Source organism: Nocardioides ochotonae (genome assembly GCF_011420305.2).
Classification (GTDB): domain Bacteria; phylum Actinomycetota; class Actinomycetes; order Propionibacteriales; family Nocardioidaceae; genus Nocardioides; species Nocardioides ochotonae.
This window is the reverse complement of record NZ_CP061769.1, coordinates 1060218-1082150: the sequence shown is the minus strand read 5'-3', so window position 1 is coordinate 1082150 and position 21933 is coordinate 1060218. Positions and strand designations below refer to the sequence as shown.

The following is a 21933-nucleotide window of genomic DNA, read 5'->3' as shown; positions in this document are numbered from 1 at the left end:
CGGGCTCAGGCCTTGCGGGCGGTGGTGAGCAGGTACTCCCAGCGCATCGGCCCGTCGGCCACGCCGAAGCGGCGCGGCAGCGCGGCCAGCTCCGCGTCGAGCGCCGCGGTGCGCTCCTCGTCGTCGACGACATTGCGGTAGGTGGCGATCGTCGGTCCGTAGACCGCCTTGAAGTAGTCGCGCCACTCCTCCCCCGTCGAGAAGCCCCCCACCTCGAGGTCCTGCCGCGTCGAGCGCAGGTCGGTGACCCGTGCGCCGAACAGGTCGGCGAGGTGGTCCTCGTCGCCCCACAGCGGCGGGGCCTGGGCACCGGGCGGCGGGGGCGGGGCGAAGGGCCGCATGGCGGCGAACGCCTGGCCGATGAACCCCTGCGGCGTCCACGAGAGCAGCGCGATCGTGCCGTCGCTGCGGCACACGCGTACCAGCTCGTCGGCCGCCTCCTGGTGGTGGGGCGCGAACATCACCCCGACGCAGGACACGACCGCGTCGAAGGTGTCGTCGTCGTACGGCAGGTGCTCGGCGTCGCCGGCCTCCCACGCCAGCGTGAGCCCCTCGGCCTCGGCGACCCGACGGCCGGCCTCGAGCAGCTCGGGGGTGAGGTCGCTGGCGGTCACGTCGGCGCCGTCCCGGGCGGCCGGCAGCGCGGCGTTGCCGGTGCCGGCAGCGACGTCGAGCACCCGGTCGCCCGGGGCGAGGGCGGCGGCCTGCACGAGGGCCGGGCCGAGGCCGGTGATCAGGTCACTGACCAGCCGGGGGTAGTCCCCGCTGGCCCACATCGCCCGGTGCTTCGCCTTCACGGCCTGGTCTGCGGTACTCGCCTCGGTGGTCATGACGCTGTCTCTCTCTCGGGGGAACTGACGCCTCCCACGTTGCGCCTCGACGCGGTCGCGCCGATAGTGCCGCTTCTGTAGCGCGGGTGGTTCCGGATCTGTAGCGCCGCACCACTGGCGCGCCTGCCTCCGCGGGCGTGTACTGGAGCCTCGAGGTGAGGAGACCCGATGTCGACGTACGGCCAGTTCTGCCCGGTGGCCAAGGCGATGGAGGTCCTCGACGAGCGGTGGACGCTGCTGATCGTGCGCGAGCTGCTGTCGGGGAGCAGCCGCTTCAACGAGATCCGGCGCGGGGTCCCCCGGATGTCGCCGGCGCTGCTGGCCAAGCGGCTGCGCACCCTCGAGCGTGCCGGGGTCGTGGAACGGCGCGAGGAGCTCGGCGCGGTCGGCTACCGGCTCACCACCAGCGGGCTGGAGCTGTCCGAGGTCGTCGAGGCGCTCGGTCGCTGGGGCCTGCGCTGGATCGGCGAGCTCGGCGTCAGCGACCTCGACCCGCACCTGCTGATGTGGGACATGCGCCGCACCGTGCCGGTCAGCGCCTGGCCGCGCGAGCGGACGGTGGTGGCCTTCGACTTCACCGATGTCGAGCCGCGTCAGGCGCGGTGGTGGATGTGCGTCAACGGCAGCGACGTGGACGTGTGCGACTCCGATCCGGGCCACGAGATCGCTGCGTGGCTGCGCACCACGCTGCGCGGGCTGACCGAGGTGTGGCGCGGCGATCGTCTCTGGACCGACCTGCTGGCCGACCCGGCCACCTCCCTGGACGCGACCGGCCGCGCGCGCCGCGAGCTGCCCGCCTGGCTCGGTCGCTCAGCGCTCGCCGCCGTACCCCGCCCCTGACTCGCGCAGCCATCAGCCCCGACTCGGCGAGTGGTACGACGACGCCCCCGGAACCACGAGGGGTTCCGGGGGCGTCGGGCGTTGCGTCGGGCCCGGTCAGCGAGCCGTCAGCGGAGGATCAGGACTCGTCGGCCTCGGCCTCGAGCGCGGCGGCCACGCGACGGTGGGCCACCCAGATCTCCTCGGGCAGGTTCTCGAACTGCTTGAGGTGCTCCTCGCGGAAGCCGATCTCCTGGCGCCAGCGGGCGTTGTCGATCGACAGGATGGTCTCCAGGTCCTTCTCGGAGATCTCGACGCCGGAGAGCTCGAGCTCCTCCTTGGTCGGGATGATGCCGACGGGGGTCTGGCGACCCTGCACCTCGCCGTTCTTGAGCTGCAGCAGCCACAGCAGCGGGCGCAGGTTGTCCCGGTATCCGGGCCACAGGAAGTGGCCGTCCTCCGGGTCGCGCTGGAACCAGTTGACGTGGGCGAAGATCGGCTGCTCCTTCGCCGCACCCACCACGTTGAGGTAGTGCTGGGCGTAGTCGCCCTCGCCGTACGCCATGAACGGGCGGTTCGACATGGGGTCGTAGCGCAGCTGGCCCTCGACGCCCTCGGCGGCGAAGGTCGCCTCCGCACCCAGGGTCAGGCCGTCGTACACACCCTCGGCGAGGTCGGTGATCGCGCGGACCAGCGGCTCACGGTCGCGGGTGCGGCCGCCGAAGATGATCACGTCGATCGGCACACCGGCGGCGGCGTTGTAGTCCGCCGCGATGTTCGGGACGTTGTCCAGGGTGGTCGTGAAGCGGCTGTTCGGGTGCGCCCAGGGGCTCTGGTCGCCGGGCTCGCGGTCAGCGATCCGGTCACCCTTCCAGTCCAGCCAGCCATCGACGTCCGCGGGCGGGTTCTTGGTGCGACCCTCCCACCAGACCTCCTGCGTCTTCTCGTTGTAGGCGACGTTCGTGAAGATCACGCCGGTGCCCTCGCCGAGCGACTGCAGAGCGGTCGGGTTGGTGCCCTCGTTGGTGTCCTTGGCCACGCCGAAGACGCCGTACTCGGGGTTCATGCCGTAGAGCTTGCCGGTGGTCTCGTCGACCCACAGCCAGGCGATGTCGTCGCCGTAGAACGACACGTGGTAGCGGTCGCCGAGGGCGTCCGGGGCCAGCATCATGGCGAGGTTGGTCTTGCCGGAGGCGCTCGGGAAGCCACCACAGATGTGGTAGTCCTTGCCGGTCTCCTTGTCGTGGATCCCGATGAGCATGTACTGCTCGGCGAGGAACTTCTTCGACGCCCAGCCGTCGTACGCCGCCTGGCGCAGGCCGTGGGCGATCTTGCCGAGCAGCGCGTTGCCGCCGTACGACGAGCCGAAGTGCAGGATCGTGCGCTCGTCGGCGACGGTCACGAAGTAGCGCTGGTCGTCGGGCGTGCCCTGGCCGAGGTTCTCCAGGTCGCCGGCCACGTGGACCGCGCGCACGAAGCTGTTGGGGTCCTCAAGGTCGTTGATGTGCTCGACGCCGACACGGGCCATGCGCATCATGTGCAGGACCACGGTGCGGGTGTCGGTCAGCTCGACGCCGGTGGCCCAGGGGCTCAGCGTGTTGCCGGGGGGCGCCATCAGGTAGGGGATGACGTACATCGTCTTGCCCGCGGAGGCGCCGCGCATGCGGTCCTCGAGCATCGGCTTCATCTCCGAGGCGGGGCGCCAGTTGTTGTAGACGCCCTTGTCCGCGGGGTTGCTCGTCGCGACGATCGTCCGCTCCTCGGAGCGGGCGGTGTCCTTGTGGTAGCTGCGCGAGTAGTAGCGGCCCTCACCGGCGGGCAGCAGCTCCCCGGCTTCCAGGGCCTCCTGGACGAGGCGAGCGTCGTCGGCGGAGCTGACGACCTCGACCCGCGCTGCGCCCGTGAGCTCGGCCCAGTACTCCACATACTCCCGCACGCGCGGGTTGGTCAGGCCTGCAGCATCGAGCACCGACTGCACATCAGCCATGTGAGCTGTCCTCTCCGGAGCACCAGCGGAACCTTCCGCCCGCCGGCCCTGCCGAGTTCTGTGTGTATCGTGCGGCTTGCCGCCACACTTGAACAATCTTTCAAGTCGACATGATTGCACCTCTCGGCCCGTGATGGGTGAGGGGGTCGCATCCCGATCCGAGGAGGGTGCCCGATGGAGGCTCCTCTCCACCGGCGCAAGGCCGAGTTCTTCAAGACACTCGGTCATCCGGCCCGGATCCGCATCCTCGAGCTGCTCGCCGAGCGCGACCACGCGGTGCACGAGCTGCTCGAGCAGATCGACATCGGGCCGAGCAATCTCTCCCAGCAGCTGGCCGTCCTGCGCCGTCACGCCCTGGTGGTCTCCCACCGGCAGGGCAACGAGGTCCTGTACTCCCTCGGCATGCCCGAGGTGGCCCGGCTGCTCGAGGTCGCCCGCAGCATCGTCGAGCACCCCGACGCCGCCGACGCCCTCGTTCCCGAGGTCGAGAACACCCGCCACACGGGTCCATCGACCCCCACGAGTGAGACCCGCCTCACCCCACCACCCCGCAACTGAGAGGCCTCCTTCTTCGTCATCTCGACCAGACGAAGGAGTACGACACACCACATGACGACGATCCCGGTCAGCGAGACCGCCCCCGCCCAGCCCGGCACCCCCCGCTCCCCCCAGCAGTCCCAGCAGCCCTCCTCCCCCGCACCCGACCCCCGCCCGGTGGACCGTCTCGCGGCGCTCCTGGGGACCGTCCGCGACGTGCTGCTCGCGCTGCTCGACCTGGGCCGCGCGCACACCCGCACCGCCTGGTCGGAGATCCGCGCGACCACCCCGCCGTGGTTCCCGACCGTCTTCCTGACCTGGTGCGTGGCCGCCGCGGTGCTCGCCGCCGCGTTCGCGGTCTGGGTGCTCCTCGTCATGCTCACCACCGGCTGACACGATCCACCCGGGAGGTCCGATGTCGAGGCAGCAGGTCGCGGTGCTGGGTGCCGAGAGCACCCTCGGCACGCTCGTCGTGGACCGGCTGCGCGCCGAGAGCCACCAGCCGCTCCCCCTCGCGTCGTACGACGAGGACGCGCTGCGCGCCGGCCTCGCCGGCACCGACGTGGTGATCAGCGTGCTGACGCCACCGCAGGACACCGGGGCGCCGTCGCTGACCGAGGTGACAGGACGGGTGCTCGACGCCATGCGCGCCGCGGGCGTGCAGCGCTACGTCGGGATCGGCAGCGCCGCCGTGCGCTGGTGGCGCGACGAGCCGACGGCGCGGGCCCTGCTGCTCCCCCGCCTGGCGCGGCTGCGGTCCCGCGACGCCCAGGCCGACCTGGCCGCGATGACCGAGCTGGTGAGCGGATCGGCGCTGGAGTGGACCCTGGCCCGGGTCGTGCGCACGACCGACGCGCCCTCGCGCGGCACCATCCGCTCCGGCTACCTGGGCCTGGACGCGGTGCGCTGGTCGATGACCCGCACCGACCTGGCGACCTTCCTCGTCGAGCAGGTCACGGACGAGACCTACCTGCGCGCCGCGCCGGTCGTCTCGAACTGACACGATGCCGCGCCGCCGGCCGAGCGACGCTATCGTGCGGCGGGTGAGTGATGTGACGGCGGTACGCCACCCGGTTCCCGAGACGGTGCGCACCCTCGACGTCCTCGCCAAGGCGGCACTGCTGCTGCTGATGTTCCTCGCGGTGACCTCGCCCGATCTGGGCAACATGCAGGACAAGGGCGCCCACGCCCGGGCGATCGGCTATCCGCTGGCCGCCTTCGCCGTACCGGTCATCTGGTACGTCTGGTGGCGGGAGCGCGCATCGTTCCCCTGGGTGGCCGACCTGCTGATCACCTTCACCTGCTTCACCGACACCCTCGGCAACCGGATGGACCTCTACGACTCGATCGTGTGGTTCGACGACTGGATGCACTTCATGAACACCGGGCTGCTGACCGCCGCGGTGATCCTGCTGACCCTGCCGCACACCAGCTCGCTCGGGCGCACCCTGGAGCGTGCCGTCGCCTTCGGTGCCACCGCCGGCATCGTGTGGGAGCTCGCCGAGTACGTCGCGTTCCTGAGCAAGTCCACCGAGCGGCGCTCGGCCTACAGCGACACCCTCGGCGACCTCACGCTGGACACCCTGGGCGCCGTGGTGGCCGCGCTGGTGCTCTTCGTGCTCTGGCGCCGCGGCCAGCTCCACCGGGCGGCACCGCAGCTGGCGCACCGCGCCGCGTTCGCCGTCTGAGGCGCCCTGCTCAGGCCTCCGGGTCCTCGGGCCGGTGCCGCGCCGGGCCCTCGCGCTTCATCCGCTGGCGCTGCGAGACCACGGTGTACTTGGGGTCGCGTGCCGAGGCCTGACCGGCCTCGAAGACCCCGAAGCGGATGCAGGCCGACCCGGCCATCAGCGCTGCCCCCGAGAGCGCGGACAGCACACGACTGCGTCCCGACAGCGCGGCACCGGCCGCGCCCGCCAGGGTGAGGCCGCGTGCGGCCCGCATCAGCCGACCGGCGCGTCCGGCGTGCAGCGGCTCCGCGGTCACGCCCATCGACTGCTCCATGCGGCGTTCCATGGCCAGCTCCATCAGCGCGCCCCCGACCGCGAGGCGGCGTGCCGGTCCGGTCTCCGAGGTCGGGGCCCCGATCAGGGCGAGCCCGGAGGCCGCGGCGGCGGCGGAGCCGACGAAGACGAACGGCAGCTCCCGGTAGGCCTCGTGCCACGACGGGGTCGCGGTGTCGGAGAGCAGCACCGCGGTGTAGGAGGCCACCGGCGGGGCGAACACGGCGGCGACCAGCCCGGCCGGGCGTCCGGTGAGCTCCAGCAGCCGCAGCGGTCCGCGCCGCTTGTCGGCGGGCAGCAGCGCGACGAGCTCGGCGGCGGCCGCTGCCCCCGCGAACGGCCCGTAGGCCGACAGGATCCAGGTGCCCACCGACATCGGCGAGGTCAGCTTGGCCACGCGCAGCATGTTCACGAAGCGGGAGGGTCGGCCCAGGTCGTGGACCAGCGCGGCCATCGAGAACGACAGCGCACCGAGCGCACCCACCCGTCCGACCCGCCGCAGGCCCGGGCGCCCGGTCAGGTCGGCACCGGCCGCGAGCAGCGAGGAGCCGGCCGCCAGGCCGCCAGCGAAGAGGTAGGCCGGGATGTCGGCCTCCCACGGGGACGGCTTGACGATCGGGCGTCCGTAGTAGGAGGTGAACTCCGCCTCCGGCACCATCGAGCGCTCGCCGCCGCGACGGCGTCGCCCACCCCCGCCGCGTCGGGAGCCGCGCGGCGGGCGACCCTGGGTCTGCGCGAGGGTGTCGCTCATCCCCGCCTCCCCACGAACGCGACCGCGGCGCCGGCCAGCAGCGTGACGGCTGCGGCGCTGGCGCGGCGGAACATCTGCGGCAGGTCGCGGGTGGTGACCACCGGGTCCGGTGGGAAGCCGTAGACCTCGGGCTCGTCGAGCAGCAGGAAGAACGCGCCGGTGCCGCCCACGCCGTCGTGCGGGTCGTTGCCGTAGAGGCGCGCGTCCATGACCCCGGCCTCGTGCAGGCGCGCGACCCGGCGCTCGGCGCGCTCGCGCAGCTCCTCGACGTCGCCGAACTGGATCGACTGCGTGGGGCACGCCTGGGAGCAGGCCGGCTGCTGACCGGCGCCGAGCCGGTCGTAGCACAGCGTGCACTTCTGGGCGATCCCGACGTTCTTGGAGCCCTCCGGTCCGCGGCGCCGCTCGATCACGCCGTACGGGCAGGCGGGCACGCAGTAGCCGCAGCCGTTGCAGATGTCGTCCTGCACCACGACGGTGCCGAACTCCGAGCGGAACAGCGAGCCGGTGGGGCACACGTCGAGGCAGGCCGCGTGGGTGCAGTGCTTGCACACGTCGGAGGACATCAGCCAGCGGAAGTCCGGTACGCCGTCGGACGGCGCCCCGTCGCCCGTCTCCCCCTCGGCCAGCAGCCCGCCCAACAGGTCGTCGTCGGGGCGCGTGGTCGGCATCCCGAGGTCGACCGCCGGCCGACGCGGCTGCTCGATGAACGCGACATGGCGCCACTGGTTGGAGTTCAGGGAGTGGGAGTTGTCATAGGAGGTCGCGGTCATGTCGAAGTGGTCCGCGGGGACGTCGTTCCACTCCTTGCAGGCCACCTCGCAGGCCTTGCAGCCGATGCAGATGCTGGTGTCGGTGAAGAACCCCTTGCGCTTGGGCTTGTCCTTGCCGTAGCCGGCGTCGGCCGCGGGGTCGAGCGGGCCCCACAGGTCGAACTCGTTGAACAGGCTCGTCATGGCGTCTTCCCGTCGCTGCTGTCGTCACCGGTTGAGTCGTTCGCCCCGTCCGGGCCCCACCGCTCCACCCGGTCGCGGTGCCGGTCCACCTCGGAGGCCGGGCCCGTGGTCACGATCGGGTTGGTCGGGTCGAGGTCCACGCCGGCGCGCCGCTGGTGCTCCATCACCAGCCGGCGCAGGGCCGGACCCGTCGGTCGCCTCCCGGCGATCACGTCACAGGTGCCCACCTTGGACTCCTGGATGAGCACGTTGGGGTCCAGGCTGATCCCGAACAGGTCATTGGCGGAGTCGCCGGTGACGATGCCGCCCTGGCCCCAGTGGTAGGGCAGCCAGACCTGGTGCACCTCGCGGCCGTCGACACGCAGCGGCACCAGCCGCTCGGTGACGAGCACCCGCGCCTCGATCGCCGAGCGCGCGGTGATGATCGTGGCCCACCCGCCGTTCTCGAGGCCGCGCAAAGCGGCCAGGGACGGGGAGACCTCGATGAACATCTCCGGCTGCAGCTCGGCCAGCCGGGCGACGTAGCGGCTCATGCCGCCGGCCGTGTGGTGCTCGGTGAGCCGGCTGGTGGTGAAGACGAAGGGATAGGTCTCCCCGTGCAGCTGCGGAGGCGTGGGATTCATCGGGTTGTCGGGGCGGTCGTACTCCTTGCGCACCGGGTTGGCCTGCTGGCCGTACATCGGGTTGCGGAACGGCGACTCGACCGGCTCGTAGTGGGTCGGCATCGGTCCGTCCACGAGCCCCTGCGGGACGTAGAGCGCACCCTTCCCGTCGCCCTGCATGATGAACGGGTCGTTGCCGGCGATCCCCTCGACCCCGTCGGAGCCCTCCGGCGGGACGTAGTCCGGCGACTTGGTCAGCTCGAAGTCGGGCACGTCACGGCCCACCCACTGACCGGCCTCCCCCGCCTCGGGGTCCCACCAGACGTAGGCCTTCCGCTCGCTCCAGGGCCGGCCCTCGGGGTCCGCGGAGGCGCGGTTGTAGAGCATGCGCCGGTTCGCCGGCCACGCCCAGCCCCACTCCGGGGCCACCTCGCTCTGCTCCGAGCCGGGCTTGCGGCGCGCGGCCTGGTTGACGCCGTCCTTGAACACGCCGGTGTAGATCCAGCAGCCGCCGAGCGTCGAGCCGTCGTCCTTCATCTCGTTGAACGACGCCAGCGGACGACCGGTCGCGACCTCGTAGCCGTTGATCTCGCGCAGCACCGCCTCGGCGTCCGGCTCGTCGCGCTCGCCGTGGACGGGGTAGTCCCAGGCGAGGTCGAGCAGCGGCTTGTCGCGGTCGAGGGTGGAGTCGGCGTAGCGCTCGCGCAGCATCCGGCCGAGGTGGTAGAAGAACCACAGCTCCGAGCGGCAGTCGCCCGGCGCCTCGACGGCCTTCTCGCGCCACTGCAGCATCCGCTGGGTCTGGGTGAAGGTGCCCTCCTTCTCCACGTGGGAGGCGGCGGGCATCAAGAACACCTCGGTGCGGCACTGCTCGGGCACGATCTCGCCGGTCTCGACCTCCGGGGAGTCCTTCCAGAACGTCGCGCTCTCGATCTCGAAGAGGTCACGCACGACCACCCAGTCCAGGTTGGCCATGCCGAGGCGTTGGGCGCGCCCGTGGGCGGAGCCCACCGCGGGGTTCTGGCCGAGCAGGAAGTAGCCCTTGACCTTGCCGTCGATCATGTCCATGACCGTGCGGTAGGTGCCGTGGTCGCCGGTGAGCCGCGGCATGTAGTCGAAACAGAAGTCGTTCTCGGGGGTGGCCTTCTCGCCCCAGTAGGCCTTGAGCAGGTTGATGCCGTAGGCCTGCGCGTTGCCCCAGAAGCCCTTGGCGCCGGGCGAGCGCACCGCGTCGATCCAGTCCGTCAACGTGTCGTGCACGCTGGCGCTCGGCATCGGCAGGTAGCCGGGGAGCAGGTTGAACAGGGTCGGGATGTCGGTGGAGCCCTGGATGCTGGCGTGACCGCGCAGCGCCATGATGCCGCCACCGGGGCGACCCATGTTGCCCAGCAGCAGCTGCAGGATCGCGCCGGTGCGGATGTACTGCACGCCCACGCTGTGCTGGGTCCACCCGACGCTGTAGACCAGCGCCGTGGTGCGGTCGCGCCGGGAGTTCTCGACCCAGGCCTGGGCGACCTCGAGGAAGTCCTCCTCGCTGACGCCGCAGGTGCGCGCGACCATCTCGGGGGTGTAGCGGGCGTAGTGCCGCTTGAGGACCTGGAAGACGCAGCGGGGGTGCTGCAGCGTCTCGTCGCGCCGCGGGTGGGCACCGACCTGCATGCCGTGGGCCTCGTGCTGCATGCCCGCCGCGGTCTCCCGCTGGTGCTCCTGGTCCGCCGAGCTGTCGGACTGGGCCTCGTCGAGGTCGCCCTCGGAGTCCTCGGACTCGTACTGCCACGACTCGGGGTCGTAGGTGCGGCGCTCGGGGTCGAAGCCCGAGAACAGCCCGTCGAGGTCCTCGGTGTCGAGGTACTTGTCGCTGACGATCGTGGCGGCGTTGGTGTAGGCCACGACGTACTCGCGGAAGTCCAGGTCGTTGCTGAGGACGTGGTTGATGATGCCGCCCAGGAACGCGATGTCGGAGCCGACCCGGATCGGGACGTGCTTGTCCGCCAGCGCACTGGTGCGGGTGAAGCGGGGGTCGACGTGGAAGACCTTCGCACCCCGGGCCTTGGCCTCCATGACCCACTGGAAGCCCACCGGGTGGGCCTCGGCCATGTTGGAGCCCTGGATGACGATGCAGTCAGCGTTGGCCAGGTCCTGAAGGAACCCGGTGGCGCCGCCCCGCCCGAACGAGGTCCCCAGACCGGGGACCGTGGCGGAGTGTCAAATGCGCGCCTGGTTCTCGATCTGGATCGCGCCCATCGCCGTGAAGAGTTTCTTGATGAGGTAGTTCTCCTCGTTGTCGAGGGTCGCTCCTCCGAGGCTGGCGATGCCGAGGGTGCGCCGCACCGTGTGGCCCTGCTCGTCGAGGTCCTGCCAGGTGTCGTTGCGTGCCTTGACCACGCGGTCGGCGATCATGTCCATCGCCGTGTCGAGGTCGAGCTCGGTCCACTCGGTGGCGTACGGCGCGCGGTACTTCACCGCGGTCTGGCGCAGCGGGCTGGTCACGAGATTCTTGCTGGCCGAGCCCTTGGGGCACAGCCTCCCGCGCGAGACCGGGCTGTCGGGGTCGCCCTCGATCTGCACGACCTGCTCGTCCTTGACGAAGACCTTCTGCCCGCAGCCGACCGCGCAGTAGGGGCACACGCTGCGGGCGACCCGGTCGGCGGTCTCGGTGCGGGCCTCGATCTCCTCGGTCGCCGCGGAGCGCGCGGCGACCCCGCGGCCGAGGCGGTCGTTGCCGACCACCTGGCGCACGACGGGCCAGGAGAGGAACGACTTCGCCATGGACCCTCCTTCGACGCGGACGTGCTGCGGGGACGTGGTGCGGGAAATCTAGCGGACGAGGAGTGGGCGCTCGCCTGCCTCGACGATCTCGCCGACGACCGGGTACCCAGGAAGCTCGCCGGCAACCAGCAGGCCGCCGGAGGTCTGCGCGTCGGCGAGCAGGACCAGCTCGTCGTCGCTGACGCCTGCGTCGAGGTGGGGGCGCACCCAGTCGAGGTTGCGCAGGCTGCCCCCGGGCACGTGGCCGGCGGCGTAGGACTCGCGGGTCGCCTCGAGGTAGGGCACGGCGGCACTGTCGATGACGGCGGTGACGCCGCTGGCACGGGCCATCTTGTAGAGGTGACCGAGCAGGCCGAAGCCGGTCACGTCGGTGGCGGCGGCGCACCCGGCGGCCAGCGCCGCCCGGGAGGCGTCCCGGTTGAGCTGGGTCATGGCCGCGATCGCGTGCTCGAAGCGCTCGCCGGTGGCCTTGTGACGGTTGTTGAGCACCCCGAGGCCGAGCGGCTTGGTGAGGGTCAGCGGCGTGCCGGGGCGGGCCGCGTCGTTGCGCAGCAGCCGGTCGGGATCGCCCATGCCGGTGACGGCCAGGCCGTACTTGGGCTCCGGGTCGTCGATGCTGTGCCCGCCGGCGAGGTGGCAGCCGGCCTCCAGCGCCACCTCGGCGCCGCCGCGCAGCACCTCCGCGGCGAGCTCGAAGGGGATCCGCTCGCGCGGCCAGGCCAGCAGGTTGACCGCCAGCAGCGGCTCGCCGCCCATCGCATAGATGTCGGAGAGCGCGTTGGCCGCCGCGATCCGGCCCCAGTCGTAGGCGTCGTCGACGACCGGGGTGAAGAAGTCGGCGGTGGCGATGACCGCCCGGCCGCCCGCGATCCGCACCGCGGCCGCGTCGTCGCCGTGCTCCAGGCCGACCAGCAGCTCGCCGACCTCGCCGGTGTGCACCGTGCCGCGGCCGCCGGGCAGCCCGGCCAGCACCCGCTCGAGCTCGCCGGGCGGAACCTTGCAGGCGCAGCCGCCGCCGGCGGCGTACTGGGTCAGGCGCACGGTGGGGGTCGCGGTCATGCCTCGACCCTACGAGCCGCCACCGACCCCGGCCACCCACGACCGAGGCCAGGGGCGTTCTGGGGGCCGATGTCCTAGGGTGACGAGCGACGTTGCGGGGAGGCGTTTCTCGTCTGGTGACGGGCGCGGTCCTCAAAACCGTTGTGGCCGAGCACCTCGGTCAGGCGGGTTCGATTCCCGTCCGCCTCCGCCAACGTCGACGATGCCGGAGCGGACCGAGCGGGAGGACGCGCGTGGAGGACCCCCGCCGGGCCACGCCCCGCACCGACCGCGTGCTGGCCGACCCCCGGCTGCGTGAGGCCGCGGAGCGGCTCGGCCCCGGGCTGGTGAAGCAGACGGTCGTGGAGACGCTGCGCCGCTGCCGCGCCGGCGAGGTCGCTCCCGAGGACGTCGCCGATGTCGCGTACGCCGCGCTGCCCACCTCAGCCAGCGCGCTGCGTCGCGTGCTCAACGCCACCGGCGTCGTCGTGCACACCAACCTGGGCCGCGCGCCACTCTCGGCCGCCGCGGTCGAGGCGCTCGGCGTGGCCGCCGGGGCCACCGATGTCGAGCTCGACCTGGCCACCGGCCGCCGGGGCCGCCGCGGCCGCTCCGCCATGGCGGCGCTGGCAGCCGCCGTTCCCGATGCGGGCGGCGTGCACGTGGTCAACAACGGCGCCGCCGCCCTCGCGCTGGTCACCTGCGCGCTCGCGCCGGGGCGCGAGGTGGTCATCGCCCGTGGTGAGCTCGTGGAGATCGGCGACGGGTTCCGGATCCCCGAGCTGCTGGAGTCGGTCGGCGCACGGCTGCGCGAGGTCGGCACCACCAACCGGGTGCGGCTCGCCGACTACGCCGACGCCCTGAGCGAGCAGACGGCGTTCGTGCTCAAGGTGCACCCCTCCAACTTCGTGGTCTCCGGCTTCACCTCCAGCGTCTCGGTGCGCGAGCTGGCCACGCTGGGAGCGCCGGTCGTGGTCGACATCGGCTCCGGGCTGCTCGAGCCGCATCCCCGGCTGCCCGACGAGCCGAGCGCCGCCGCCGTGCTGCGTCAGGGCGCCGACCTGGTCACCGCCTCCGGCGACAAGCTGCTCGGCGGCCCGCAGTGCGGGCTGATGCTCGGGCGCGCCGAGCTGGTGGAGCGGCTGCGCCGCCATCCGTTCGCCCGCGCGCTGCGCGTCGACAAGCTCACCCTGGCCGCGCTCGAGGCCACGCTCGCCGGGCCCACGCCGCCGGTGGCCCGCGCGCTCGGCACGAGCCCCGCGGTGCTGCACGAGCGGGCGGCCGCCCTCGCTGCCACCCTGGCCGACCTTCCGCACCTCGAGGCTGCCGCGGTCCCCAGCGAGGCGGCCGTCGGCGGTGGTGGCGCGCCGGGCGTGACGCTCCCCAGTGCGGCGCTCTCGCTGCCGGTCGCCCTCGAGGTCCCGCTGCGCCTCGACCCCGTGCTCCCGGTCGTGGGGCGCGTCGAGTCCGGGCGGCTGCTGCTCGACCTGGTCGCGGTCGGCCCGTGCGACGAGGACGCCCTGCTCGGCGCCGTACGACGTGCGGCGTCCGCCGTGGCCGGTGCGCCCGCTGACCCGGGCGCGGAGGTCTGAGGCATGCACGTCGTGGCCACCGCCGGGCACGTCGACCACGGCAAGACCACGCTGGTCGACGCGCTGACCGGGATGCGCTCGGACCGCCTCGAGGAGGAGCGTCGACGCGGGCTCTCGATCGAGCTCGGCTACGTGTGGACGACGCTGCCGGACGTCGGTGAGGTCGCGTTCGTCGACGTGCCCGGCCACGAGCGGTTCGTCCCCACGATGCTCGCCGGCATCGGGCCGGTGCCGGCGGTGCTGCTGGTGGTGGCCGCCGACGACCCGTGGATGCCGCAGGCCACCGAGCACCTCGCCGCCCTCGACGCGCTCGGGGTGCGCCACGGCGTCGCGGCGGTGACCCGCAGCGACCTCGCCGACCCCGGTCCGGCGACCGAGCGGGTGACCGCGGAGCTGGCCCGCACCTCGCTGCGTGGCGCTCCGGTGGTCCCGGTGTCCGCCCGCAGCGGCGCGGGCCTCGAGGAGCTCCGCGCCCACCTGACCCGGATGGTCCGCGCCCTGCCCACGCCCGACCCGGCCGCGGACGTGCGGATGTGGGTCGACCGGCGCTTCACCGTGCGTGGCGCGGGCACCGTCGTCACCGGCACCCTGCCGGCCGGCACCGTGGCGCCGGGCGACGAGCTCGAGGTCGACGGGGCCCGGGCCCGGGTGCGCGGGGTGCAGGCGCTCGGCGCACCGGTCGACACCGCCCACGGCGTCGCCCGGGTCGCGCTCAACCTGGTCGGCGACGGCCTCGACGAGGTCGACCGCGGCAGCGTGCTCCTCACCCCCGGGCGCTGGCAGCGCACCGAGCTGGTCGACGTCCGCGTCACCGGGGACCTCGACGCGCTGCCGGCCCTACCGCAGCTGCACGTCGGCGCGGCCTCGCTGACCGCGCGGGTGCGCCCGCTCGCCGATGGCCTGGTCCGGCTCACCCTGGACCGGCCGCTGCCGCTGCGCGTCGGGGACCGCGCCCTGCTGCGCGACCCCGGCAGCCGCCGCATCTGGGGCCTGCGGGTGCTCGACCCCGCTCCCCCGGCGCTGCGCCGCCGCGGCGCGGCCGCCCGGCGCGCGCAGGCACTGACGACGTCCTGGGCCGGCACCGGCTGGGACGGGGAGCCCGACCTGCGCGCGGAGGTCGAGCGGCGCGGGATCGCCGACGTCCGGGTGCTCACCCGCCTCGGGGTGCCGCCCACCGACCCGCTGCCGCCGGGGATCCTCGCGGCCGGGCACTGGCTGGTCGGCAGCCGGGCCGCGGGCGCCCTGGCGCGCCGGATCACGGCCCTGGTCGCCGAGCACGACCGGGCCCGCCCGCTGGACCCCGGCGTACCGCTCACGGCGCTGGCCGAGCGCCTCGGGGCGCCCTCGCCGGAGGTCGTGGCCGCTGTCGTGGCCGCGCCCCTGCAGGTGCGCGGCGGCCGGGTGGTGTCCGCCGCCGCGGCACCGGCACTGCCCCCGGAGATCGAGCGGGCCGTGGTCGCGATCCGCCGCGACCTCGCGGCCTCGCCGTACGCCGCGCCGAGCGCCGACCGGCTGCGCGAGCTGGGCCTCGACCCGCGCCGCGAGGCGGCGGCGGCGAAGGCCGGGCTGCTACTGCGGGCCGCGCCCGGCATCGTGCTGCTGCCCGGCGCCGACCGGGAGGCGGCGCGGTTGCTGGCGGCGCTCCCCCAGCCGTTCACGACCAGCGAGGCCCGCCAGCACCTGGGCACCAGCCGCCGGGTCGCGCTGCCGCTGCTGGACCACCTGGACCGCGCCGGCCTGACCCGGCGCCTGCCGGACGACCGGCGCGAGGTCCTCGCACCGCGCGGCGGGCCGGCTCAGCCCAGGTAGTCGCAGCGGTACGCCGCCGGCGCCACCACGCGTACGTCGAAGCCGCTCGCGCCGGGGACGTCGAAGGACGTGCCGGAGCCGTACATCAGCCAGTCCTCGGCGCCGTCGACGCGCACGAGCAGCTCGCCCTCGAGCACGCTCATCCGCTCGGGGGCGTCGGTGCCGAAGTGGTACTCACCCGGCGCCATCACGCCGAAGCTGACCGGACCGGAGGCCGCGTCGAAGCCCAGGCTCTGCACGCCGTCGTCGAAGTAGGAGTTGTGGGAGATCGTCATGGCGCCAGCCTGCCGGACCAGACCGGGCGCCTCGCGCCACGTCTCACCGACGCAGCGTCTGCACCTGGGTCACGGGCACAGGCAGAACGGGTGGCCATCGGGGTCGAGCATGACCCGCCAGGTGGCCCCCTCGGGCTGGGTGTCGGCGATGCTCGCGCCCAGCGACCGCGCGTGGTCACTGGCCCCCTCGAGGTCACCGACCCGCAGATCGAGGTGGTACTGCTGCGGCTGGTCCTGACCGGGCCACTGCGGGCGGGTGTAGTCCTGCACCGTCTGGAAGTTCAGCGTGGCGCCGAGCACGGAGGCCTGCGCGTAGCCGTACTCGGGGTAGACGCCGGTGACCTCCCCGCCGGTGAGATCGGCGTAGAACTGCGCGAGCCGCCCCGCGTCGGAGGAGTCGATGGTGAACGCGATCAGCTCGGTGACGTGGTTGCTCATGGACCCACCATGCGCCCACGTGAGCCGCGCCTCAACCGGTTCGCCGCGACTCCTCACCAGGTCGCGGGATCCGGCCCGGCGCCCGCGCCCCTCAGGACACCCGCATGCTCACCGGCAGCGCGGTGCGCTGGCGCGCGTCGAGGCCGGCGACGCAGCGGCGTACCTGGTCGGGTCGCCACGGAGCGGAGCGGATCGTCGCGAGCGGGTGGCGCGTCATCCAGGTGAAGGTCACCGAGTAGCGGTCCCGGGCGATCGGGGGCGCGGCGCGGTGGAAGATGCGAGCGGTGTCGGGCATCGCCGCGGTCCAGCGCGGTCCGGTGACCGGGCGCCAGAGCGAGGGTGGGACCACCTCGGAGAACCGGGCGTCGCCCACGAAGCCGCCGACGTAGCGCAGCTCGCGCGCGGCCGCGGCGGAGGTACGCCGGGGGACGTAGGTGAACGGACCGCCGTCCTCCTCCACGTCGTCGAGGTAGACCAGGACCTTCAGCATCCGCAGGTCCTCGATGTCGCGGTGCCACTGCCGGGTGTCGACGACGCGACCGTCCGCCACCTCGCGGTGCACCAGCGGCCCGAAGTAGCGCACCGGGACGCCGAGGTGGTTCTCGACCAGGTCGAGGACCTCGGGCTGCAGCCCCCACTGCCACAGCCGGATGTCCTCGAGGGTCTCGTCGCGCCCGAGCAGGACCGAGTGCGAGCCGCCCGGGGAGCGGTCGGCGAGGACGCCCGCCAGCTGGAGCAGCAGGTCCTGGAGGTCGTGGGTCCCGGGCAGCCCGAGGTGGTGCCAGGGCGCGCCGACGAGGCCGTGCTCCTGCAGCAGCCGCACCTGTGCGCGCTGGGCCGCCTCGAGCGGCGGCAGGAGCGGGCGGTGCCGCTCGACCCGGGCGGCGCGGCGCGCGTCGGCGTACCAGGTCGCGGGTGGGAAACGATGGATGACCTCGCGCTTGGCGCGGTTGCCGAATCGGCTCAGGGTGGGGTTCATGCCGGCTCCTGGGGGGTCGCTGCGTGCCGGCGCGGCCCGAGGCGCCCGCAGCGCGGATGTCTGCCCCTCCACTCCATCGGACCCGCGGCGCCCTGGACCCGCCCCCGAGGAGCGTTCACCGATCTGCGGTACATCGCTTCCGGAATCCGGGCCACCGGACTAGTCCGGGTGTGGGATCGTCGGCCGCCGGCCCGCCAGGGCCCGACAGGGCCCGATCGGCACTGTCGGTGCCCGGGCCGACAATGGCCTCATGGCCGATCGTCCCGAGGTCCCTCAGGAGTGGGTGCGGCGCATCGACGCCGTCCTGTCCGCGCTCCCCCGGTGCGCGGCCGAGCCGGCGTGGGTCGGGGTGCGCTGGCGGGTCGGCTCGGCGACGGTGGCGCACGTCTTCGGCGGCGAGGACGGCCTGTTCCGCATCACCTTCCGCGCCGAGCCCGACGAGGTGATGGCCTTCGAGCACCTGGGCGCGCCCTACTTCCGGATGGGCTGGGGCACCGACGCGGTCGGGATGCTGCTCGACGAGGACACCGACTGGGACGAGCTCGCCGAGCTGCTCACCGAGTCCTACTGCCTCCGAGCCCCCGCCCACCTCGCGGCGCAGGTGGAGCGGCCGCCGACTCAGGGCAGGTGATCAGCCGACGCGCACCCGCAGCACCTGTCCACCCCGCGCCGCGAGCGCGTCCGCGGGCACCCAGGTCGGGGCCGTGCAGACGAACAGGTCACGGCCGTCGGCACCGCCCAGCGCCACGGCGTACGGCGTGGGGACGGCGATCACCTCGCGCAGCCGGCCGTCGGCGAGGTCGACGCGCAGCACCTGGTCGGTGAAGGGCGAGGCGACCCACACCGATTCCGCGTCCAGCGCGATGCCGTCCGGGAGCACGCCGGGTCCGAGCTCGGCGAGCACCTGGCGCTCGGCGAGCGAGCCGTCGGCGTCGACGCGGAACCGGGTCAGACGCCCCGGCGTCGCCCGGGTCTCGGCGACCACGAGCGTGCGCCCGTCGACGGTGGTCGCGATGCCGTTGGCGAACAGCATGCCGTCGGCGGCGGCCCGCGCCTCGCCCCCGGGGGTCACCAGCGCGAGCACCGCAGGCATCGGCGGCGCCGGCGGCGCGCTGTCGTCGCCGTAGTTGCCGACGTAGGCGCGCCCGTCGGGGGTGACGTGCATGTCGTTGAGCTGCGCGGTCGCGAGGTGCGAGAGGTCGGCATGCACGACGAGCGTGCCGTCGTGCTCGCGGCGCAGCACCTGGCGCCGGTCGCCGGCCGCGACGAGCAGCCGACCGTCGGGGAGGAACCCGATCCCGGCGGGGTGGCCCTCGACCTCGCAGACCACCTGGGCCGCCGGGTCGCCCGGAGCCCAGCGCAGCACCTGCCCGGCCGCCACGTCGGTCACCCACAGCGCGCCGCCGTACCACCGCGGGCACTCGGGGAAGGCCAGACCGGACAGGACGACATCGAGGGGTGCGCTCACGCCGCGCAGCCTAGTGACGACGGCCACACCGCGTCGGATCCGGTCCCAGCAGGCCCGGCCCCGAGGTCGGCCGGCCGGTCAGGCCAGCGCGAGGAAGAGCTTCTCCATCTTCTTGACGTCGACGCCGTCGAGACCGTCGTCGCTGTCGGACAGGCACTGCTGGAGACCGGTCGCCACGATGGCGTAGCCCGCACGGGAGAGCGCCTTGTTCACCGCGGCGAGCTGGGTCAGCACCGACTCGCAGTCCGAGCCCTCCTCCATCATCCGGATGACGCTCGCGAGGTGTCCGTTCGCGCGCTTCATCCGCGTGATGATCGCCTTGGTGTCGGTCGGGTCGAGGTCCATGGGGGTCTCCTTGGCAGTGGTCGAGCAGGGCCGCTGCTCGAACTGTACAACCCCCCTGGGGGTTCTGTTACCTTGATATCAACCCCCAGGGGGGTTCACCCACCAGGGCGCGAGGCGCCCAGAAAGGACCGCCCCCATGCGTGAGATCACCATCGACGACCTCGACCCGGCCCTCGAGAAGGGCGCCACCCTCGTGGACGTCCGCGAGGTCAACGAGTACCGCGAGGGCCACATCCCCGGCGCGGTGAACATCCCGATGGGCCGCCTGACCAGCCGTCTCGACGAGCTCGACCGCAGCCGTCCGGTGTACGTCGTGTGCGCCTCGGGCAACCGCAGCAGCGCCATGACCGACGTCCTCACCAGCGCCGGCTTCGACGCGGTGAACGTCGCCGGCGGCACCGCCGCGTGGACCCGCGCCGGGCGCCCGACGGAGCGCTGATGACCATGAGCAGCCACGACACCTTCCCGGGCCTGACCGTCCGCACCCTCGAGAGCGCCTCGCTCGGTGACCGCAGCTATGTGGTCCACGACGGCGAGGTCGCCTTCGTGATCGACCCCCAGCGCGACATCGACCGGGTGCTGGAGATCCTCGCCGCCGACGGCGTGCGGCTGACCCACGTCTTCGAGACCCACATCCACAACGACTACGTCACCGGTGGCCTCGCCCTGGCCCGCGCGACCGGCGCCGCCTACCTGGTCAACGCCGCCGACGAGGTCGCCTTCGAGCGCACGCCGATCACCGACGACGAGGTCGTCGAGGTCGGCCCGCGCATGCGGGTCCGCGCAGTGGCGACCCCGGGGCACACCTTCACCCACCTCTCCTACGCGCTGTCCACCGTCGACCCCGCCGACCCCGAGCGGGCCGAGCAGGCGTACGCCGTGTTCACCGGCGGGTCGCTGCTCTACGGCGCGACCGGGCGCCCGGACCTGCTGGGTGCGGAGCACACCGACACCCTGGTGCGCCACCAGCACGCCTCGGCGCACCGCCTGGCCACGGAGCTGCCCGACGAGGCGGAGGTCTTCCCGACCCACGGCTTCGGCTCGTTCTGCTCCGCGACGCAGTCGGACGCGACCTCCTCGACCATCGGTGAGGAGAAGCGCACCAACCCCGTGCTCACCGAGGACGAGGAGACCTACGTGCGCGACCTCGTCGCCGGACTGGGCCCCTGGCCGGCGTACTACGCCCACATGGGCCCCGCCAACGCCGCCGGGCCGGAGGCACCCGACCTGTCGCCGGTCCGCGAGGCCGACGCCGAGGAGCTGCGCCGCCGCCTCGAGGCCGGCGAGTGGGTCGTCGACCTGCGCAACCGCACGGCGTTCGCGGCCGGGCACGTCCCGGGCACCCTCAACTTCGGCCTCGACGGGCCGTTCTCGACCTACCTCGGCTGGCTGATCGAGTGGGGCACCCCGATCACCCTGCTCGGCGAGAGCCCCGAGGACGTCGCGGCCGCGCAGCGCGAGCTGGTGCGCATCGGCATCGAGCGCCCCGCGGCGCAGGCGACCGGCGGGCCCCGGGACTGGACCGACGGCGAGCTCGCCGACTTCCCGGGCGCCACGTTCGACGACCTCGCCCAGGTGCGCCACCACCGCGAGGTCGTCGTCCTCGACGTCCGCCGCGCCGACGAGCACCGCAAGTGCGCCATCGACGGCGCGATCAACATCGCCATCCACGAGCTGCCGCACCGCGTCGCCGAGGTGCCGGCGGGCGAGGTCTGGGTGCACTGCGCCGGTGGCTACCGTGCCGCCGTCGCCGCCTCCCTCCTCGCCGCGGCCGGGCGCACGCCGGTGGCGGTCGACGACATGTTCGACAACGCCGGCGCGGCCGGTCTCCCGCTCGTCGGCGCCACGGCCGGCCCCGGGGTGAGCGGCTGAGATGTCGCTGGTCCTCGCCGTCGCCGCCGGCACCCTCATCGGCCTGTCCCTCGGGGCGCTCGGCGGCGGCGGCTCGATCCTCGCCGTACCGGTGCTGGTCTACCTGCTCGACCAGTCCCCCGCGCAGGCCACCACCGGGTCGCTGGTGGTCGTCGGCGTGACCTCCCTGGCCGGGGCCGTGACCGCGCAGCGCGCCGGCAACGTCCTGCTCGGCCGCGGCGTGGTCTTCGGGCTGGTCGCGACCGTCGGCGCCGTGCTCGGCGCCCGTGCCTCGAGCCTGGTGCCCGAGGACGTGCTGCTCGCGGCGTTCGCCGCGCTGATGCTGCTCGTGGGCGGGATCATGGCCCGCCGGCGCCTGCACCATGGCCGCGCCCCCGGGGCACACGCCGCGCGACCGGCGCTCGACGACCCGATCATCACCTTCCACCCGACCTTCGCCTGCGCCTGCCCGCGCGCGCTGAAGGTGCTCCTCACCGCGACCGTCGTGGGCGCCCTCACCGGCTTCCTCGGCGTCGGCGGCGGGTTCCTCGTGGTCCCCGCGCTGCTGCTCGCCCTCGCCCTGCCGATGCAGTACGCCGCGGGCACCTCGCTGGTGGTCATCACCATCACCAGCGCCGCCGCCCTCGCCGTACGCGCCGGCAGCGGCGTCAGCCCCGACTGGTCGCTGGTGCTGGTGCTCACCGCGGCCTCCGCGATCGCCGGCGTGATCGGCGCTCGGCTGGCCGCGCGCCTCGACACCGACCGCCTCCAGGCGGCGTTCACGGTGCTGGTGCTCGCGGTCGCCGTCTACACCGCCGCCCGGGCCCTGCCGGCGCTCCTCTGAGCGTCTGAGCGGCCGATGGGCCGGATGGTCCCCCGCGCAGGGT

Annotated in this window: 22 protein-coding genes and 1 tRNA gene; 12 read left to right on the top strand and 11 right to left on the bottom strand. The window is 73.4% G+C overall.

The features are described from left to right. Window positions 1–5: 5 nt before the first annotated feature. Window positions 6–830 carry a class I SAM-dependent methyltransferase gene (locus HBO46_RS05340; protein ID WP_166140023.1) on the bottom strand — a complete coding sequence of 275 codons (825 nt, stop codon included), beginning with the start codon at window positions 828–830 and terminating at the stop codon, window positions 6–8. 168 nt (window positions 831–998) lie between these two features. Between HBO46_RS05340 and HBO46_RS05335 the strand changes: the two genes are divergently transcribed. Beyond that, window positions 999–1670, top strand: a complete 672-nt coding sequence (locus HBO46_RS05335) for a winged helix-turn-helix transcriptional regulator (protein WP_166140024.1) — start codon at window positions 999–1001, stop codon at window positions 1668–1670. A 118-nt stretch (window positions 1671–1788) separates the two neighbouring features. Here the strand turns inward: HBO46_RS05335 and HBO46_RS05330 are convergent, their stop codons facing one another. Continuing rightward, a complete protein-coding gene (locus tag HBO46_RS05330) occupies window positions 1789–3636 on the bottom strand; it encodes a phosphoenolpyruvate carboxykinase (GTP) (RefSeq protein ID WP_166140025.1) in 1848 nt (615 codons plus the stop codon). A gap of 174 nt (window positions 3637–3810) precedes the next feature. On the opposite strand from HBO46_RS05330, the gene HBO46_RS05325 reads away from it, so the two are divergent. Genes HBO46_RS05325 through HBO46_RS05310 form a run of 4 tightly spaced genes read left to right on the top strand, consistent with a single transcriptional unit; the run spans window position 3811 to window position 5861 of the window. Then, a complete protein-coding gene (locus tag HBO46_RS05325; RefSeq protein ID WP_166140026.1) occupies window positions 3811–4194 on the top strand; it encodes an ArsR/SmtB family transcription factor in 384 nt (127 codons plus the stop codon). A 51-nt stretch (window positions 4195–4245) separates the two neighbouring features. Then, the gene (locus HBO46_RS05320; protein ID WP_166140027.1) at window positions 4246–4566 is read left to right on the top strand and encodes a hypothetical protein; all 321 of its coding nucleotides are present in this window, start codon (window positions 4246–4248) and stop codon (window positions 4564–4566) included. Between the two features lie 22 nt (window positions 4567–4588). Then, entirely contained in the window at window positions 4589–5173 is a 585-nt protein-coding gene (locus HBO46_RS05315; protein ID WP_166140028.1) for an NAD(P)-dependent oxidoreductase, read from the top strand. A gap of 43 nt (window positions 5174–5216) precedes the next feature. Next, window positions 5217–5861, top strand: a complete 645-nt coding sequence (locus tag HBO46_RS05310; protein ID WP_166140029.1) for a hypothetical protein — start codon at window positions 5217–5219, stop codon at window positions 5859–5861. 10 nt (window positions 5862–5871) lie between these two features. On the opposite strand, the gene nrfD is transcribed toward HBO46_RS05310, so the two are convergent. Genes nrfD through selD form a run of 4 tightly spaced genes read right to left on the bottom strand, consistent with a single transcriptional unit; the run spans window position 5872 to window position 12310 of the window. Beyond that, window positions 5872–6924, bottom strand: a complete 1053-nt coding sequence (gene nrfD / locus HBO46_RS05305) for an NrfD/PsrC family molybdoenzyme membrane anchor subunit (protein WP_166140030.1) — start codon at window positions 6922–6924, stop codon at window positions 5872–5874. After that, complete coding sequence (locus HBO46_RS05300) at window positions 6921–7880, bottom strand: 4Fe-4S dicluster domain-containing protein (protein WP_166140031.1); 960 nt, start codon at window positions 7878–7880, stop codon at window positions 6921–6923. The genes nrfD and HBO46_RS05300 overlap by 4 nt, the downstream gene beginning before the upstream one ends. Continuing rightward, window positions 7877–11251, bottom strand: a complete 3375-nt coding sequence (fdh, locus tag HBO46_RS05295; protein ID WP_263457785.1) for a formate dehydrogenase — start codon at window positions 11249–11251, stop codon at window positions 7877–7879. The genes HBO46_RS05300 and fdh overlap by 4 nt, the downstream gene beginning before the upstream one ends. Window positions 11252–11299: 48 nt before the next feature. After that, entirely contained in the window at window positions 11300–12310 is a 1011-nt protein-coding gene (selD, locus tag HBO46_RS05285; protein ID WP_166140033.1) for a selenide, water dikinase SelD, read from the bottom strand. A 98-nt stretch (window positions 12311–12408) separates the two neighbouring features. Here selD and HBO46_RS05280 point away from each other — a divergent pair. The 3 genes from HBO46_RS05280 to selB all read left to right on the top strand — a co-directional run bounded on the left by HBO46_RS05280 (window position 12409) and on the right by selB (window position 15690). Then, a tRNA-Sec gene (locus tag HBO46_RS05280) sits at window positions 12409–12503 on the top strand. 40 nt (window positions 12504–12543) lie between these two features. Then, window positions 12544–13881, top strand: coding sequence for an L-seryl-tRNA(Sec) selenium transferase (gene selA / locus HBO46_RS05275; protein ID WP_166140034.1), 1338 nt, complete (start codon window positions 12544–12546; stop codon window positions 13879–13881). A gap of 3 nt (window positions 13882–13884) precedes the next feature. Then, a complete protein-coding gene (gene selB / locus HBO46_RS05270; RefSeq protein ID WP_166140035.1) occupies window positions 13885–15690 on the top strand; it encodes a selenocysteine-specific translation elongation factor in 1806 nt (601 codons plus the stop codon). Here selB and ppnP read toward each other — a convergent pair. The 3 genes from ppnP to HBO46_RS05255 form a co-directional block, all read right to left on the bottom strand. Then, window positions 15678–15965, bottom strand: coding sequence for a pyrimidine/purine nucleoside phosphorylase (ppnP, locus tag HBO46_RS05265; RefSeq protein ID WP_166140036.1), 288 nt, complete (start codon window positions 15963–15965; stop codon window positions 15678–15680). The genes selB and ppnP overlap by 13 nt on opposite strands. A gap of 69 nt (window positions 15966–16034) precedes the next feature. Next, window positions 16035–16403, bottom strand: coding sequence for a VOC family protein (locus HBO46_RS05260; RefSeq protein ID WP_166140037.1), 369 nt, complete (start codon window positions 16401–16403; stop codon window positions 16035–16037). A 91-nt stretch (window positions 16404–16494) separates the two neighbouring features. Continuing rightward, the gene (locus tag HBO46_RS05255) at window positions 16495–17382 is read right to left on the bottom strand and encodes a phytanoyl-CoA dioxygenase family protein (protein ID WP_166140038.1); all 888 of its coding nucleotides are present in this window, start codon (window positions 17380–17382) and stop codon (window positions 16495–16497) included. Between the two features lie 250 nt (window positions 17383–17632). Here HBO46_RS05255 and HBO46_RS05250 point away from each other — a divergent pair, with 250 nt between their 5' ends. Beyond that, window positions 17633–18013 (top strand): MmcQ/YjbR family DNA-binding protein, encoded by a 381-nt coding sequence (locus HBO46_RS05250; protein ID WP_166140039.1) that lies wholly within the window; start codon window positions 17633–17635, stop codon window positions 18011–18013. Here HBO46_RS05250 and HBO46_RS05245 read toward each other — a convergent pair whose 3' ends face one another. Continuing rightward, complete coding sequence (locus HBO46_RS05245; protein ID WP_166140040.1) at window positions 18014–18850, bottom strand: SMP-30/gluconolactonase/LRE family protein; 837 nt, start codon at window positions 18848–18850, stop codon at window positions 18014–18016. A gap of 78 nt (window positions 18851–18928) precedes the next feature. Then, window positions 18929–19195: a metal-sensitive transcriptional regulator gene (locus HBO46_RS05240; protein WP_166140041.1), complete on the bottom strand. Its 267-nt coding sequence runs from the start codon at window positions 19193–19195 to the stop codon at window positions 18929–18931. A gap of 136 nt (window positions 19196–19331) precedes the next feature. On the opposite strand from HBO46_RS05240, the gene HBO46_RS05235 reads away from it, so the two are divergent. From HBO46_RS05235 to HBO46_RS05225, 3 genes are read left to right on the top strand one after another with little or no spacing between them, the layout of a single operon-like run. Further along, window positions 19332–19634, top strand: a complete 303-nt coding sequence (locus tag HBO46_RS05235) for a rhodanese-like domain-containing protein (protein WP_166140042.1) — start codon at window positions 19332–19334, stop codon at window positions 19632–19634. 5 nt (window positions 19635–19639) lie between these two features. Then, the gene (locus HBO46_RS05230) at window positions 19640–21067 is read left to right on the top strand and encodes an MBL fold metallo-hydrolase (protein WP_166140043.1); all 1428 of its coding nucleotides are present in this window, start codon (window positions 19640–19642) and stop codon (window positions 21065–21067) included. A gap of 1 nt (window position 21068) precedes the next feature. Beyond that, entirely contained in the window at window positions 21069–21890 is an 822-nt protein-coding gene (locus tag HBO46_RS05225) for a sulfite exporter TauE/SafE family protein (protein ID WP_166140044.1), read from the top strand. Window positions 21891–21933 lie beyond the last annotated feature (43 nt).